The sequence below is a fragment of the Actinomycetospora lemnae genome, from assembly GCF_028737315.1.
GTDB lineage: Bacteria > Actinomycetota > Actinomycetes > Mycobacteriales > Pseudonocardiaceae > Actinomycetospora > Actinomycetospora lemnae.
In genome coordinates, this window is record NZ_JAQZAO010000004.1 from 304467 (window position 1) to 319584 (window position 15118).

The following is a 15118-nucleotide window of genomic DNA, read 5'->3' on the forward strand; positions in this document are numbered from 1 at the left end:
CAGACCACGTACCGCAGTACCCGAGACAGGAACGGAGACGACCATGCCGGTCACCTTCCCGACCAAGTTCGACGTCCGCGAGGCCCGCGACCAGGCCAACAAGGTCGTCTCGGACGCCATCGACCCGCTGCGCCACCCGGCCCTGGCCGTCCTCGGCCTCGGCGACGCCGCCGTCGCCGCCGCCCGTGACGCGGTCAGCCGCGTGCAGGCCGGCGCCACCGAGGTGCAGGCCCGCGTCGAGGACCTCCCGGCCGAGCTGCAGGAGCTGCGCTCCAAGCTGACCGCCGAGGACTTCCGTCGCCTCGTCGACAGCTACCTCGCCGCCGTCCGCAGCGTCTACGCCGACCTCATCAAGCGCGGCGAGGTCACCTACCACGGCATCAAGGCGCAGCCGCAGGTCAAGCAGGCGCTCGACACCGTGGACCAGGTCCAGACCGAGATCGAGAGCCGTCTCGAGGACGCCGTCGAGGGTGTCCGCGTCCGCGGTGAGGACGCCCTCGCCACGGTCACGCGCCAGACCCGCTCGGTGGGCGAGCGCGCCGCCCGCACCGCCCAGCGCGTGAGCGCCGAGGCCGCCGAGAACGTGGCCGAGGCCGGCACCGAGCTCTCCGAGGAGATCAAGGAGGCCGGTGACGAGGTCGCCTCCGAGACCCGGAGCACGACCCGCAAGGCCGCGGCCCGCACCGCCCCGAAGAAGCAGGGCCCGAAGAACGCCCCCAAGTCCGCGGCCACCGCGGGCGGCGCCAAGAAGGCCCCGAAGAGCTGAACCCCGCGCACCCGGCCGTGACGCCGTGGTGACACCGCTGGTCCGTACGGCCCCGGGACGCTCCGTCGTCCCGGGGCCGTCGTGTGTCCGCTCTCGGCCGCGCGCCTGTCGCCCATCCGAGGAGGGGACGTACTGTGGGGGCGTGTCGGTGCTCTACAACCTCGACGGCTACGTGCTGCTGGTGCTGTGGCTGCTGGGCATCCCGGTGGGTCTGTACGCCTTCGTGCACGCCCTGATGCAGCGCTCCGACGCCTTCACGGCCGCCGACAAGCTGACCAAGCCGGTCTGGTGCGCGATCACCGGCGTCGGCCTCGCGATCCTCGCCATCTCCACCAGCGGGCCGTACAGCTTCCTCTGGCTGGTCGGCATCATCGCCGTGCTCATCTACATCGTCGACGTGCGGCCGCGGGTCGTGGAGATCCAGCAGGGCCCGCGCTGGTGACCGCGGCGGCCGCCCGCGCCATCGCCGGGTCGCTCGCGCCGGAGCCCGCCCTCGACCGCCCCGACCTGCTCGCCGAGCCGGTCGCCGCCGCCCTGCGCGCGCTGCCCGCCGAGCAGGCCGCGGACTGCCTGGTCGCGGCCATCGACCCCGAGCTCGCCGACACCGCCGCCTTCTGCGCGGCCTACGGCTCGCCGCTCGAGGCGTCGGCCAACTGCGTCGTCGTCGCCGGCGCGCGCTCCGGGGAGCGCCGGTACGCCGCGTGCGTCGTCCTCGCGACCACCCGCGCCGACGTCAACACCGTGGTCCGCCGGCGCCTCGACGTGCGGAAGGCATCGTTCGCGCCGATGGACGAGGCGGTCGCGCTCACCGGCATGGCCTACGGCGGCATCACCCCGTTCGGCGCGCCGGCGGACTGGCCGGTGCTCGTCGACACCGCCGTCCTCGCCACGCCGGCGGTCGTCGTGGGCAGCGGAGTGCGCGCGAGCAAGCTCCTCGTGCCCGGCGCGGTCCTGGGCGAGCTGCCCGGCGCCGAGGCGACCGAGGGACTGGGTCGCTGAGCCGGCCTACCGCCCGCCCTCGACCCGCGCCCGCCACAGCACGCTGACCGACGCGCCGGGCTGGTCGTAGACGGGGTTGGGCGCGGAGGTCGGGAACGCCAGGTTCGACCCGGGGTCGGAGCGGAACGGGTGCCGGGCCACCTCGACGTCGTTGAGGGTGACGACGATCGTCCCGCTCGTGGCGAGGGTGCCGCTGTTGACCAGGCGCGCGGTGACGGTGCAGGTCGGGGTGCGGCAGGTGTTCTCGCCACCCTCGAGGGTCAGCGCGATCTGCGGGCGCTCGGTGATGGCGACGATGTAGCTCTTCATCGACGGCACCTGGCCCACCAGCGTCTGCAGCTCCTGCAGCCGCGCGGGGTCGGCCCGCGCCACCGTCACCGGGCCCTCGCGGCCGCTGCCGAAGCCGGGGAGCTCGACGGCCACGAGCGCCGGCGGCTCGCCGTCGACCACCGTGACGCTGCGGCCGTCGGTGCCGGGCGTGAGGACGCGCGCCTCCCGCCCGTCGACCACGACGCCCTGCTCCTGCTCGCCCACGTCGGGGGCGGCGATGCGGTCCGCGAGCGCGCCGGGCGCCACCGCCCAGGTCGGCAGCCCGGCCGGCAGCTCGGGGTAGGCGTCGGAGAGCCACACGCCGTCGAGGCGCTCGGCGAGCTCGGGACGGCCGGCGGTGCGCCCCTCCCACCAGGCGCGGTCGCCGCGCAGGGCCTGCTCGTCGCCGGCGACGACGAACTCCGCGCGCCCGCCCGCGTCGCGGGTGACGGAGCCGGTGGCGTGGCCGGCGCTGTCGACGACGACCTCGAGCGTCGCCTGCCCGCCCTGGTCGTCGTCGATCCGCCCGCCGTACGTCACGCCCTCCCAGCCGCGCACGTCGGCGACCGTGGCCTCGAGCGTTGCCGACGGCGAGGCCGGGCGGGTGACGACGAACAGCACGGTGCCGAGGACGAGGAGCAGCACCACGGCCGCCGCGACGGGGATGATCCACCGGCGCCGGCGCGGCGGCCCGCCCTGCTGGCCGGGCCCGCCCGGACCGCTCGGTGGCGGGCCCCACTGACCGGGCCAGCCGCCGGGACCTCCCGGACCGCCGGGTCCGGGAGGTCCCGACGGTCCGGGGTAGCCGGCCTGCGGGCCGTAGCCGGTGAAGGGCGCCGTGCCCGGGTTCGTCGGCGGGCCGTATCCCTGCTGGCCGTAGCCCTGCTGGCCCGGGTAGCCGTGCTGGTCGCCCGGGACGGGGCCGGTGGACGAGGCGGACGAGCCCCACGGCGAGCTCGCCGCGCCGGCGGCACCGGCGGCGCCGACCGGGCCCGCCGCCCCGGGCGTCCAGGCGCCGGGCGGGGTCGCCGTGGTGGGCGCGCTGTCGGCGGTGGGGTGGACCTCGGTGGCCCGGGAGTCGGGGCCCGGCGGGGCGGCCGGGCCGTCGTGCCGGATCTCGTCGTCGCCCGCCACGGCCGCCTCCCCCGCCCACCCGACCTCGCCACGCGGACCGTAGCCCGATCGTGCGTGCCTGAGGAGACATCCGGCGCAGAATCCGTGATCTCGTCGCTCCGGGAATCGGCGCAGGCGAGGGGGCGTTCCGGACGCTACATTGAAGGTTCAACAAGGAGGGACGATGCCCGCGCTGACGGTCGCCGACCTGACGGTCCTGCCCCGCATCCCCGAGCCCGACGGCCCCCGGGTCGGCGTCACCGAGCGGGGCGTCCACTCGATCACCACCGCCCCGCAGGGCTACGAGGGCGAGGGCTTCCCGGTCCGCCGCGCCTTCGCGGGCGTCGACCTCGCCCTGCTCGACCCCTTCATCCACATGGACCAGATGGGCGAGGTGGAGTACGCGCCCGGCGAGCCCAAGGGCACGGCGTGGCACCCGCACCGCGGGTTCGAGACCGTCACCTACATCATCGACGGCACCTTCGAGCACGCCGACAACCACGGCGGCGGCGGGCTGATCACCAACGGCGACACGCAGTGGATGACCGCCGGCGGCGGCGTCCTGCACATCGAGCGGCCGCCGGAGTCGCTGGTCGCGTCGGGCGGGCTGTTCCACGGCCTGCAGCTGTGGGTGAACCTCCCGCGCGCGCAGAAGTGGGCGCAGCCCCGCTACCAGGACCTCCGCTCCGGCGCCGCCGCGCTGCTGACCAGCGCGGACGCCGGCACGCTCGTGCGCGTCATCGCCGGCGAGGTCGCCGGGCACGCCGGCCCGGGGTCGACGTACACGCCGATGACCATGGCCCACGCCTCCCTGGAGCCCGGCGCGCAGCTGCACCTGCCGTGGGACCCCGAGCAGAACGCGCTGGTCTACGTGCTGTCCGGCGACGGCACGGTGGGCGCCGAGCGCCGACCCGTGCGCACCGGGCAGCTCGCGGTGTTCGGCCCCGGCGAGTCGCTGCGCGTGGCCGCCGACCCCGGTCAGGAGGGACGGCACCCGAAGCTCGAGGTGGTCCTGCTCGGCGGGCGCCCGATCCGCGAGCCGGTGGCGTGGGGCGGGCCGTTCGTCATGAACACCCAGCAGGAGGTCCGCGAGGCGATGGTCGACTTCCACGCCGGCCGCCTCGGCGCGATCCCCGCCGAGCGCGTCTGACGGACCGCTACCGGAACACCACCGTCCGGCCCGCGTGCACCTGGACGCGGTCCTCCAGGTGGGCGCGCAGCCCGCGGGCCAGCACGAGCTTCTCGACGTCGCGGCCCCGGCGGACCATGTCCTCCGGGGTGTCGGCGTGGTCCACGCGGCTGACGTCCTGCTCGATGATCGGGCCGGCGTCGAGGTCGGGCGTCACGTAGTGGCAGGTCGCCCCGACGAGCTTGACCCCGCGGGCGTGCGCCTGGTGGTACGGGCGCGCGCCCATGAACGAGGGCAGGAAGCTGTGGTGGATGTTGATCGCCCGGCCCGCCCAGCGGTCGCACAGCGCCGGGGTCAGGACCTGCATGAACCGCGCCAGCACCACCGCGGCCGGATCGTGGGCGTCGACGATCTCGGCGACCTGGGCGAACGCGGCGTCGCGGCCGGTGCGCTGCTCGTCGTCCTCGGCGCGCGACGGGAACGGCACGTGGTGGAACGGCACGCCGTGCGCCGCGGCGACCGGCCGCAGCACCTCGTGGTTGCCGACGACCGCCCGCACGTCCATGTCGAGCTCGCCACCCCAGACCCGTCCGAGCAGGTCGTGCAGGCAGTGCGACTCCTTGCTGACCAGGATGACCACGCGCGGCGTCTCGCTGGTGTCGCGCACCCGCCACGCGACCGGCTCGCCGCCGGGCACCTCGAGCTCGGCCGCGACCTGCCCGATCACGGCCCGCAGCACGTCGGCGCCGCCCGGCACGGACGCGGCGTCGACCACCTGGCGCGTCACGAACCAGCCGGCCGCGGTGTCGGCGTGGTAGGCCGCCTCGGTGATCGAGGCGCCGAGCCCGGCCAGCCGCCCGGTGATGGTGGCGACGATGCCGGTGCGGTCGGGGCAGCTCAGCGTGATGACGAGCCGGCGGCTCACGAGCGGTCCCGGGCCAGCCGGCGGCGCGTGAAGTCGTCCTCGGCGTCGAGCAACTGGTCCACCTGCTCGACGACGACGCCCTCGATCCGCCCGCCGACCATCGGGACGTTCACCGCCGCCTCGCCCTCGACCTCGATGACCGACCCGCCGCCTGCGTCCTCGAGGCGCTGCTTCCCGGTCATCGACCCGGGCAGCCCACGCACCGTCACCTCGAAGGTGCCGTCGTAGCCACCGCCGCCGCGGGGGGTCCAGGTCTCGACGCGGTCGAGCACGAGGTCGTCGCCGGTGAAGCGGCGGACGGCCGAGGGCAGGAACTCGACGGGCACCGAGTGGCGTAGCCGCAGGCGCGCCCCGGCGTCGTCGACGTGGTGCTCGAGCAGCGCCGGGTCGTTGCCGCCCAGCTCGGCGAGGCGGGCGCGCAGGTGGTCGGCGTCGACCAGCAGCGCGTACACCTCCTCGGCGGGGGCGTCCCAGGTGGCGCGGTGGGCGATGCGGCGTGGCACGCGCGGCAGGTTACCGTCGGAGGGCGTGGCACCCGGTCCGACGGCAGCAGTGACACCAGCAGGGACACCAGCAGCGGCACCCGCGAGCACGTCCGCCCGCTCCGAAGGGGGCGAGGTCGACCCCGCGACGCTGCTCGCGCCGCACACCACGCTCGGCCTCGGCGGGCCCGCGCGGCGGCTCGTGCGCGCCCGCACCGCCGACGAGGTCGTCGCCCGGGCCCGGGCCGCCGACGGGGCGGGCGAGCCGTTGCTGCTGGTGGGCGGCGGGTCGAACCTGGTCGTCGGCGACGCCGGGTTCGCCGGCACCGCGCTCGTGATCGACACGCAGGGGCACCACGTCGTGCACCGCGACGCCGACTCGGCGGTCGTGCACGTCGAGGCCGGCCACGACTGGGACGCGTTCGTCGCCGACACCGTCGCCGAGGGCCTCGGCGGGCTCGAGTGCCTCTCGGGCATCCCGGGGCGCACCGGCGCGACGCCCGTGCAGAACGTCGGCGCGTACGGCGTGGAGGTCGCCGACGTGCTCGTCGACGTCGACCTCTACGCGCGCCGGACCGGCCGCCGCGGCCCCGTGCCCGCCGCCGACCTGGGCCTCGGCTACCGCACGAGCCGCCTCAAGGGCGACCGCAACGTCGACGGCGAGATCGTGCTGGGCGTGCGGTTCCGGCTGACGACCGACGGGCTCTCGGCCCCGATCCGCTACGCCGAGCTCGCCAAGGCCCTCGACGTCGAGCCCGGGACCCGCGTGCCGGTCGCCGCGGCCCGCGAGGCGGTGCTGGGGCTGCGCCGCCGCAAGGGCATGGTGATCGATCCGGACGACGCCGACAGCCGCAGCGCGGGCTCGTTCTTCATGAACCCCGTCGTGGACGCGGAGACGGCGGCCCGGGTCGCGGCGCGCACCGAGGCGGCGGGCCAGCACCCCGTCACCGCGTGGCCGCAGCTCGACGGGCGCGTCAAGCTCTCCGCCGCCGCCCTCATCGAGCGCGCCGGCGTGCCCCGCGGGCACCCGGGGGAGCACGCCCCCGTGCGCGTCTCGACCAAGCACACGCTCGCCCTGACCCACCGCGGCGGCGGTACCACCGACGACCTGCTCGCGCTCGCCCGCGACGTCCGCGACCGGGTCGACGCCGCCTTCGGCCTGGTGCTGCAGCCCGAGCCCGTGCTGGTGTCCTGCGCGTTGTGACGCGTGCCCGGCGGGCTACGGCACGGTCGCGCCGTGCGCCCGGAGCGTGGAGGCGACGACGCCCGCGGTCCGGGAGCTGCCGGTGTCGGGCCGCTGCGCGAGCGCGGTGACCACGATGTCCGGGGCGTCGGCCGGGGCCACGGCGGTCATCCAGTCGTCCACGCCGCCGCCCGGGACCGAGGGGTCCTCGGCGGTGCCCGACTTCGCCGCCACCGTGATGCCGGCGCTGCCCAGCGCCCGGCCGGTCCCGGAGGTCACCACCGCCCGCATCCCGTCGCGCACCGGCCCGAGCCGGTCGGCGAAGGGCAGCGGGGTCGGGGCCGGGTGCGGCAGGACCGTCGCCGTCGGGCCGGTGCCCACCGCCATCCCGACGTGGGGCGTGACCAGCGCTCCGGTGGCGACGGCGGCCGTCCACCGCGCCGTCTGGAGCGGGGTCGCCAGGATCGGCCCCTGCCCGATGCCGAGGATGACCGTCGACCCGGGGTACCAGGTGCCGCCGGCGGCCGTGACGCTCGCGGGGGTGCCGAGGTAGCCGGGGCTCTCCCCGGGCAGGTCGATGCCGGTGGGCTGCCCGACGCCGAGGGCGCGCGCGGTGTCGATCATGGCGTCCGGCCCGAGCCCGAGCGCGAGCTTGTAGAAGTAGACGTCGTTCGACCAGGCGATCGCGTCCACCATGTCCTGCGGTGGCAGCACGCGCCAGTTGCCGAACGTGTGGCTCCCGTAGGTGAAGCTCCCGCCGGTGGGGATGACCCGGTCCGGGGGGAACACCGGGTGCACCATGTTCGCCGTGGCGTTGACCAGCTTGTAGGTGGAGCCCGGCGGCAGGGCCGAGGCGATGGCGTGGTTGAGCATCGGGGTGCCGGGAGCCCGCGACGCGGCCCGGAGGGCGTCGGCGTCGAGCGGGGGCCCGTACAGCGCGTTGTCGTGGCTGGGCCAGCTGGCCAGGGCGAGCACGGCGCCGCTGCGCGGATCCATCGCCACCGCGCCGCCGACCGCGCCCCGCGGGCTGCCGGCGAGCGAGGCGGCGACGTCCGCCACCAGGCGCCGCTGCACGCCGAGGTCGATGGTCAGGGTGAGCGTCGACCCGGGCACCGGCTCCCGCCGTGCGGCGGCCGAGACCGGACGCCCGCCCGGATCGACCCAGTAGCACTGCTCGCCCGGTACCCCGCGCAGGACGGCGTCGTAGCTCTGCTCGACGCCCGCGCGGCCCGTCGTGCCCCGGGGATCGAGGTCGGGGTGCCACGCGGTCTGCGTCGGGGTCGCGAGGCCGACCCAGCCGAGCACGGGGGCGAGCACCGGGCCGGTGGGGTAGGAGCGGCGGGGTGCGGGCACGACGACGACGCCCGGCAGCCCGGCGCCGGCCACGGTGTCGCCGACCGGCCCGGACACCGTCCCGGCGTCCAGCCCCACGACCGTGTCGGGGGCGCCGGCGATCAGCGCGTGGAGCTCGGCGGGCGACCGGCCGAGCAGCGCGGCCAGCCGGTCGACGGCGGCCGGATCGCGACGCAGCAGCGCCGGGGCGAGGCGGACGCCGCGGTCCCCGGCGTCGGCGGCGAGGAGCGTGCCGTGCCGGTCGACCACGGCCCCGCGGGGCGCCGGGATCGTGACGCACCGGGTCATCTGGTCGACGCTCGCCGCGGCCGCCACCGGGTCCCGCACCACGCCCGCGCCGAACGACGCGAACGCCACGAGCACGACGGTCAGGGCCGCGACGGTGGTGCGCGCGAGCCGGGGACGGCCCCGCGCGGCGGGCGTCCACAGGGGGCGGCGCGCCCCGTCGCGGCGGCAGCCGATCGCGAGGCCGAGCGCCGCGAGGTGCACGACCGTCGCGGTGCCGCCGCCCGACAGGATGGGGAAGGGCACCCCGGCGACGGGCAGGAGGCCCAGGTTGCCGCCGGTCGAGACGACGAGCTCGACGGCGAGCAGGACGGCGAAGCCCGCGCAGAGCAGACGGCCGGTGGCGCTGCGCGGCGCCCTCGCCCCCAGCACGCACCGCCACACGATGACGAGCCCGGCCAGCAGCGCGAGGGCCGCCGCGACCGCGCCCCAGCCCGAGGCGAGCGAGGCGAGGGCGAGATCGGTCTGGCGCTCGGGCAGGTAGCGGGCGGCGAGGAGGTGGACCGGGTCGCTCCGGTCGCCCCACCAGCCGCCCCGGGCGATCGCGAGCCGTGCCTGGCGCACGGCCCACCCCGGCCCCTCGGCGGACTGGGAGCCGGTGAGGAAGGTGCCGAGGCGCGCGACCTGGTAGTCGCGCAGGAGCCCGACCGCGAGCGGGGCGGCCACGACCGCCGCCGCGAGCACCGGCAGCAGGTACCGGGTGGGGACCCGGGCGATCACGAGGACGGCGGCCGCCGTGAGGGTCAGCAGCGTGGCCGTGGACAGGTCGGGCTGGTCGGCGACGAGCACGATCGGCACCATCGCGAGCGGGAGCGCCACGGCGAAGCGCAGCCAGCCGGGGCGGCCGCGGGTGAGGACGGCGGCCAGCACGAGGGGGACGGCGATCTTCGCGAGCTCGGACGGCTGCAGGGTGATCCCGCCGACGGCGAGCCAGCGCCGGGCGCCGTTCACCTCCCGCCCCACGACGAGGACGGCGAGCAGCAACGCCAGCGTCGTGCCGTAGACCGTCCAGGCCAGTGCCGGGGTGACCGACCGCCGTCGCCCCGCGAGCAGGACGAGGACCGCGAGGCCCAGCCCGCCGGTCACGAGCTTCGTGGTGGTCGCCTCCGCCTCGCCGATGGCCGCGAGGTTCGCCGCGCCCAGGACGACCAGGACGATCGCCGCCAGGACGGCGAGGCCGTCGCCCCAGGCCGCGCGGGGCGGTTCGGCGCCGCGCTCCTCCCGTGCCCGGGCGCGGGCCCGCCGCTGCTCGGTGCGGTCGGCCCGGCTCGGGCGGCCGGGCCGGCGGGCGAGCCGGCGCAGGGCGCGTGGCAGCCGGGGCCGGCGGCGCCCCCGCCCCCAGTCCTCGCCGGGGGCCGCGCGGCGTGGCGCGGGCTCGCCCCAGTCGTCCGTCTCGTCGCTCAGCACGGTCCGGCCCCGATCGCGACGGGCTCGGAGGCGGCGCGGGAGGGCCCGTCCGTGACGGCGACGAGGGCGAGGGCGCGCCCGGGCGGCACGAGGGCGGTGGCGGTCCCGTAGGCGGTCCCCGGGCTCGTCCCCGACGCGAGGGGGACGACCCCTCCGCCGCAGCGGTCGGCGACGACGAGCGTCCAGGGCGACGGCACCGCGACGGCGCCGGGGCGACGGTCGACCGCGACGAGGACGGTGCAGGCGGCGCCCGGGCGGCACGGGGGATCGACCACACGGAGCCGCACGGCGTCGACGTCCCCCGCCGCCGGGGGCGCGACCACGGGCACCGGGGGCAGCGCCGGGAGCGGGACGGAGTCGCTCGGGGCCGGAGCGCCGCCCGCGGCGTGCAGACGCGCCAGGTCGGCCTCGATGCGGCCGCGCAGCAGGGCGAGCTCGACGCCGACCACGAGCACGACCGCGGCCACCGCGACGAGCCAGGGCCAGGTCCGGCGCCAGAGGCGGGCGGCGCCGGCGCGGACGTCGCGGGGTGGGCGCGGCGGCGGGAACGACGGGGCGGGCACCACCCGGTCCGCGGGGAGCGCGGCAGCGGGGCGGTCGACGTCGGCGGCGGGCGGGAGGGGGCCGTGCGGGCGGCCGGGGGCAGTGGTCACCGTGGCGTCCGGGAGCTCGGTCGGGTCGGAGGTGGTCGTGTCAGGCGGGCAGGGGGCGCCGTGCGGAGCGCCCACCGGCGAGGGCCAGGCCCTCGGCGACGCAGGTCCGCGGCCGCTCGGGCACCTTGACGGGGAAGCCGAGCGCGGCCTCGAGGTCGTCACGCACGTGGGGCGCGAGGGCGCTGCCACCGGCGAGCACCACGCCACCGGCGAGGAGGTCCGGGACGCCGGCGACGGGGAGCTCCTCGAGGAAACCGCCGAGGGCGGCCACCGCACGGCGCACGACGGGCGCCACGGCCGCCTCGACCTCGGCGACCTCGACCGTGACCACCCGGGGCCGCCCGGTCGCCACGTCCCGGCCCTCGGCGGGGAGGGGCTCGCGGGTCGACGAGGCCCCGACCTTCAGCGCGTCGGCGGCCGCCTCGGAGAGGTGCAGGCCGTGGTGCTCGCGCAGGTGGGTGCGCACGGCGGCCGTCATCTCGTCGCCGGCGTGGCGGCAGGACCGGCGGGTCAGCACGGTGCCGCGGCAGAAGACCGCGATCTCCGCGGTGCCCGCGCCGACGTCGGCCACGGCCTGGACCCGGGCGTCGGTGAGGTCGAGCCCGCAGCCGAGGGCGGCGGCCAGCGGCGCCGGGAGGAGGTCGACGTGCCCGAGCCCGGCCTCCTCGGCCGCCTCCACGAGCGCCCGGCGCTCCAGTGGTGTCGCCTCCACCGGGCAGCTCAGCACGGCGTGCGGGCGCCGGACGCGCCACCGGCTCCGGGACGTGCGCCGCAGGAGCTCGTGCAGGTAGGTCCGGACGAGCGAGAGATCGGTGACCGCTCCGCCACGGACCGGCCGGCCGACCCGGGCCCCGGCAGGTGTCCGCCCCTCGAGGGCCGCGGCGTCGCTGCCGAGGATCAGCTCCCGCCCCCGGCGTGTCGGCCACTCCACGAGCAACGACGGTTCGTCGTGGACCACCCCGTCCCGGGGGTGGCACACCACCGTCGTCCCCGTCCCCAGATCGATGCCGATGTCCGCCACCCCGACCCCCCCTTGCGCTGCACCCGCGCTGCCCGGCGGCGGACGACGCTACGAGCGCTGAGGGGCCTCGGGCAGGGTCGATGTCCCTCCCGGGGGGACCCGAAGGTCCCTCCCGCCGCGACCGCCCGGTGACCGGGCGACCGCGATCCCCGTCACTGCGCCACCCGTGTGAGTGCCGACCGGTGCGGACAACCCCGGGCCCGACGCTGACGTCTGAGCTTCGGGATCGATCAGGAATGAGGTGCTCGTCGGTTGGGACGCGTGCAGGGAGTGCTGGCCGTGCTGGTGGCGCTGGTCGCCGTCGCCGGGGTCGTCGTGGGGTGCGCCGCCGCGGGCGCGACACCGCCCGTCCCGGGCGCGTCGGCGGCCGCGCCGCCGAGCGTGACGACGACCGCCGCGGCGGGCCGCACCGACGTCGACCCCGGCGGCGAGATCAGCGTCTCGGCGCCCGACGCGACCCTGCGCGACGTCGCCCTCACCGGCGCCGACGGCCGCGCCGTCGCCGGCACCACCAGCCCCGACGGCCACCGCTGGACCGCCGGTGAGGCCCTGGGCTACGGCAAGGCCTACACGTGGTCGGGCAGCGCGGTGGGCGCCGACGGCGCGGTCACCCCCGTCGCCGGCGGCTTCACCACGGTGACCCCGCAGCGGATCGTGCGCGCACAGTTCGCGCAGCCCGACGACGCGACGGTCGGGGTCGCGGCGCCGATCGTCGTCCAGTTCGACGGCCCCGTGACCGACAAGGCGGCGGCCGAGCGGGCCCTGTCGATCCGCACCTCGGTGCCCACCGAGGGTTCGTGGGCCTGGCTCCCCGACGACGCCCTGGGCTCGCGGGTGCACTGGCGCCCGAAGGACTACTGGCAGCCGGGCACCGTCGTGGACGTGCGCGCCGACCTCTACGGCGTCGCCCTCGGCGAGGGCGCGTACGGCCGCGAGGACCTCACCAGCCACCTCACCGTCGGCCGCTCGCAGATCGTGCGGGCCGACGTCGGCAGCCACCGCATGGTCGTCATCCGCGACGGGCAGCAGGTCATGGACGTGCCGGCGAGCTACGGGCTCGGCAGCGACCCGAACCGCATCACGCGCTCGGGCACGCACGTCGTCACCGAGAAGTTCGACAACAAGCGGATGACGAGCGCCCAGTACGGCTACGACCTCATCGAGCACTGGGCCGTGCGCATCAGCAACAACGGCGAGTTCATCCACGCCAACCCGGCGTCGGCGAGCGCCCAGGGCTCCAGCAACGTCACCCACGGCTGCGTGAACCTCTCCACCGCCGACGCGCGCGCCTACTACGACACCGCGCTCTACGGCGACCCGGTCGAGGTCACCGGCTCGCCGGTCCAGCTCTCCGCGGCCGACGGCGACGTCTACGACTGGGCCATCGGCTGGGACGAGTGGCGGGGGATGTCGGCGCTGTCCTGAGCGCGTCCTGAGCGCGTCCTGAGCCCGTTCTCCCGCGCGACCGTCGGACCCCCCTGACACGATGGCGGTGCCGGGGAGACGACGGTCGGGGGGTCGTATGGGTCGGGCGCTGCGGGTCGCGCCGGCGCTGCTGGGCGCGCTGCTGCTGGTGGTGCTCACGGCGTGCGGATCCGGTCCGCCCGCCGCGCCGCCCGCGCCGCCGGTGGACGTCCGGGTCGAGCCGGCCGCGGGCGCCGTCGACGTCACACCCCGGGCCGCGGTCGCGGCCACCACCGGCGGCACCTTCACCGACGTGACGCTCACGGCGTCGCCCGGTGGCCCGGTGAAGGGCACGCTCTCGCCCGACCGCACGCGCTGGACGCCCGACGGCCCCCTGGCCTACGGCGCCACCTACACCTGGGGCGGCACGGCCGCCGGGCCGGACGGGCGCACCGCGCCGGTCACCGGCTCGTTCCGCACCGTCGCGCCCGGCGAGACGGTGCGGGCGACGCTGAACATCGGCGACGGCCGCGAGGTGGGCGTGGCCGCGCCGATCATCATCCGGTTCGCCGCGCCGGTCGAGGACAAGGCGGCGGTCGAGCGGGCGCTGCAGGTGCGCACTTCGGTGCCCACCGAAGGGTCGTGGGCCTGGCTGCCCGACCAGGACGGCGGCTCGCGGGTGCACTGGCGGCCCAAGGACTACTGGCGGGCCGGCACGCAGGTCGACGTCCGCGCCGACCTGCTCGGGGTCCCGTTCGGCGGCGGCGCCTGGGGCCGCGAGGACCTCACGACCTCGTTCCGCGTCGGGCGCTCGCAGATCGTGCGCGCTGACGTCAACAGCTTCCGCCTGGTCGTCGAGCGCGACGGGCAGCAGGTGATGGACGTGCCCGCAAGCTACGGGCTCGACTCCGACCCGGACCGCACCACGCGCTCGGGCGTCCACGTCGTCACCGAGAAGTTCCCGAGCAAGCGGATGGTCAGCCCGCAGTTCGGCTACGACGTCGTCATGAGCTGGGCCGTGCGCATCAGCAACAACGGCGAGTTCATCCACGCCAACCCGGGCTCGGTCGGGTCGCAAGGGTCCAGCAACGTCACCCATGGCTGCGTCAACCTGTCGACGGCCGACGCGCGGACCTACTTCGACTCCGCCCTCTACGGCGACCCCGTCGAGGTCACGGGCTCGGGCGTGGACTACACGGCACGCGACGGCGACGTCTACGACTGGACCGTGCCGTGGGACCAGTGGCGGTCGATGTCGGCGCTGGCGTAGGACGGCGCGCTACCGCCGATGGAAGCGCATCCCCGTGGCCTGGTCGCGGGGCTTGAGGACGATCGTGTCCAGGTTGACGTGCGACGGCCGGCTCATCGCGAACGCGACGACCTCGGCGACGTCGTCGGCGACCAGCGGCGTGATGCCCTCGTAGACCTTCGCCGCGCGGTCCTCGTCGCCCCCGAAGCGCACGAGGGAGAACTCGGTCTCCACCGCGCCCGGCGCGATCTCGGTGATCCGCACCGGCTGCCCGAGCAGCTCGCCGCGCAGGGTGCGGTGCAGCGCGCCCTCGGCGTGCTTGGCCGACGTGTAGCCCGAGCCGCCGTCGTAGACCTCGAGGCCGGCGATCGACGTGATGGTCACGACGTGCCCGTCGCCGGAGTCGATGAGCAGCGGCAGCAGCGCCTTGGTGATCCGCATGGTGCCGAGGACGTTGGACTCCCACATCCAGCGCCACTTGTCCTCGTCGGCCTCCATGACCGTCTCCGTGCCCTGCGCACCGCCGGCGTTGTTGACCAGCCCGCGCAGGCGTGCGCCGCCGTCGACCAGCTCGCGCACCGACGACGCGAACGCCGCGACCGAGTCGGCGTCGGTGACGTCGAGGGCGAGCGGGGTGCCCCCGACCTCGTCGGCGATCTCCCGGCACCGCTCCAGGCGGCGCGCGCCGAGCACGGGGTGCCAGCCGTCGGCGGCGAGCGCGCGGGCGGTGGCCGCGCCGATGCCCGAGCTGGCACCGGTGACGACGGCGAGGGGGCGGTCGGTTCCGGGAGGCGTGGTCACACCGCGGCACCCTAGGACCCCACGGGCTCGGCAGCGGGT

Annotated in this window: 14 protein-coding genes; 7 read left to right on the forward strand and 7 right to left on the reverse strand. The window is 76.7% G+C overall.

Annotation, left to right across the window (positions count from 1 at the left end; translation table 11 throughout):
• Positions 1-43: 43 nt before the first annotated feature.
• The 3 genes from PGB27_RS10980 (at position 44) to PGB27_RS10990 (ending at position 1765) form a co-directional block, all read left to right on the forward strand.
• The gene (locus tag PGB27_RS10980; protein ID WP_274200402.1) at positions 44-766 is read left to right on the forward strand and encodes a hypothetical protein; all 723 of its coding nucleotides are present in this window, start codon (positions 44-46) and stop codon (positions 764-766) included.
• Positions 767-908: 142 nt separating this feature from the next.
• On the forward strand, positions 909-1208 hold the full coding sequence (locus PGB27_RS10985) for a DUF2516 family protein (RefSeq protein WP_274200403.1): 300 nt from the start codon (positions 909-911) through the stop codon (positions 1206-1208).
• Positions 1205-1765 (forward strand): YbaK/EbsC family protein, encoded by a 561-nt coding sequence (locus PGB27_RS10990; protein WP_274200404.1) that lies wholly within the window; start codon positions 1205-1207, stop codon positions 1763-1765. Before PGB27_RS10985 ends, PGB27_RS10990 begins: the two co-directional genes overlap by 4 nt.
• Positions 1766-1771: 6 nt before the next feature.
• Here PGB27_RS10990 and PGB27_RS10995 read toward each other — a convergent pair whose 3' ends face one another.
• Positions 1772-3208, reverse strand: coding sequence for a hypothetical protein (locus PGB27_RS10995; RefSeq protein WP_274200405.1), 1437 nt, complete (start codon positions 3206-3208; stop codon positions 1772-1774).
• A gap of 163 nt (positions 3209-3371) precedes the next feature.
• Between PGB27_RS10995 and PGB27_RS11000 the strand changes: the two genes are divergently transcribed.
• Positions 3372-4337, forward strand: a complete 966-nt coding sequence (locus PGB27_RS11000; RefSeq protein WP_274200406.1) for a pirin family protein — start codon at positions 3372-3374, stop codon at positions 4335-4337.
• 7 nt (positions 4338-4344) lie between these two features.
• On the opposite strand, the gene purU is transcribed toward PGB27_RS11000, so the two are convergent.
• A complete protein-coding gene (gene purU / locus PGB27_RS11005; RefSeq protein WP_274200407.1) occupies positions 4345-5241 on the reverse strand; it encodes a formyltetrahydrofolate deformylase in 897 nt (298 codons plus the stop codon).
• Positions 5238-5744 (reverse strand): DUF2505 domain-containing protein, encoded by a 507-nt coding sequence (locus PGB27_RS11010; RefSeq protein ID WP_274200408.1) that lies wholly within the window; start codon positions 5742-5744, stop codon positions 5238-5240. Before PGB27_RS11010 ends, purU begins: the two co-directional genes overlap by 4 nt.
• Positions 5745-5874: 130 nt before the next feature.
• Here PGB27_RS11010 and PGB27_RS11015 point away from each other — a divergent pair, with 130 nt between their 5' ends.
• Positions 5875-6927: a UDP-N-acetylmuramate dehydrogenase gene (locus PGB27_RS11015; RefSeq protein ID WP_408630051.1), complete on the forward strand. Its 1053-nt coding sequence runs from the start codon at positions 5875-5877 to the stop codon at positions 6925-6927.
• A 15-nt stretch (positions 6928-6942) separates the two neighbouring features.
• Here PGB27_RS11015 and PGB27_RS11020 read toward each other — a convergent pair whose 3' ends face one another.
• The 3 genes from PGB27_RS11020 to PGB27_RS11030 are packed head-to-tail and all read right to left on the reverse strand — an operon-like array spanning position 6943 to position 11625.
• Entirely contained in the window at positions 6943-9951 is a 3009-nt protein-coding gene (locus tag PGB27_RS11020; protein WP_274200410.1) for an FtsW/RodA/SpoVE family cell cycle protein, read from the reverse strand.
• Positions 9945-10604 carry a hypothetical protein gene (locus PGB27_RS11025; RefSeq protein ID WP_274200411.1) on the reverse strand — a complete coding sequence of 220 codons (660 nt, stop codon included), beginning with the start codon at positions 10602-10604 and terminating at the stop codon, positions 9945-9947. Before PGB27_RS11025 ends, PGB27_RS11020 begins: the two co-directional genes overlap by 7 nt.
• A gap of 40 nt (positions 10605-10644) precedes the next feature.
• Positions 10645-11625, reverse strand: coding sequence for a rod shape-determining protein (locus tag PGB27_RS11030; RefSeq protein WP_274200412.1), 981 nt, complete (start codon positions 11623-11625; stop codon positions 10645-10647).
• Positions 11626-11886: 261 nt separating this feature from the next.
• On the opposite strand from PGB27_RS11030, the gene PGB27_RS11035 reads away from it, so the two are divergent.
• On the forward strand, positions 11887-13050 hold the full coding sequence (locus tag PGB27_RS11035; protein ID WP_332843794.1) for a L,D-transpeptidase: 1164 nt from the start codon (positions 11887-11889) through the stop codon (positions 13048-13050).
• Positions 13051-13147: 97 nt separating this feature from the next.
• Positions 13148-14299, forward strand: coding sequence for a L,D-transpeptidase (locus PGB27_RS11040; protein WP_274200414.1), 1152 nt, complete (start codon positions 13148-13150; stop codon positions 14297-14299).
• A gap of 9 nt (positions 14300-14308) precedes the next feature.
• On the opposite strand, the gene PGB27_RS11045 is transcribed toward PGB27_RS11040, so the two are convergent.
• Entirely contained in the window at positions 14309-15079 is a 771-nt protein-coding gene (locus PGB27_RS11045; protein ID WP_274200415.1) for an SDR family NAD(P)-dependent oxidoreductase, read from the reverse strand.
• Positions 15080-15118: the final 39 nt, after the last annotated feature.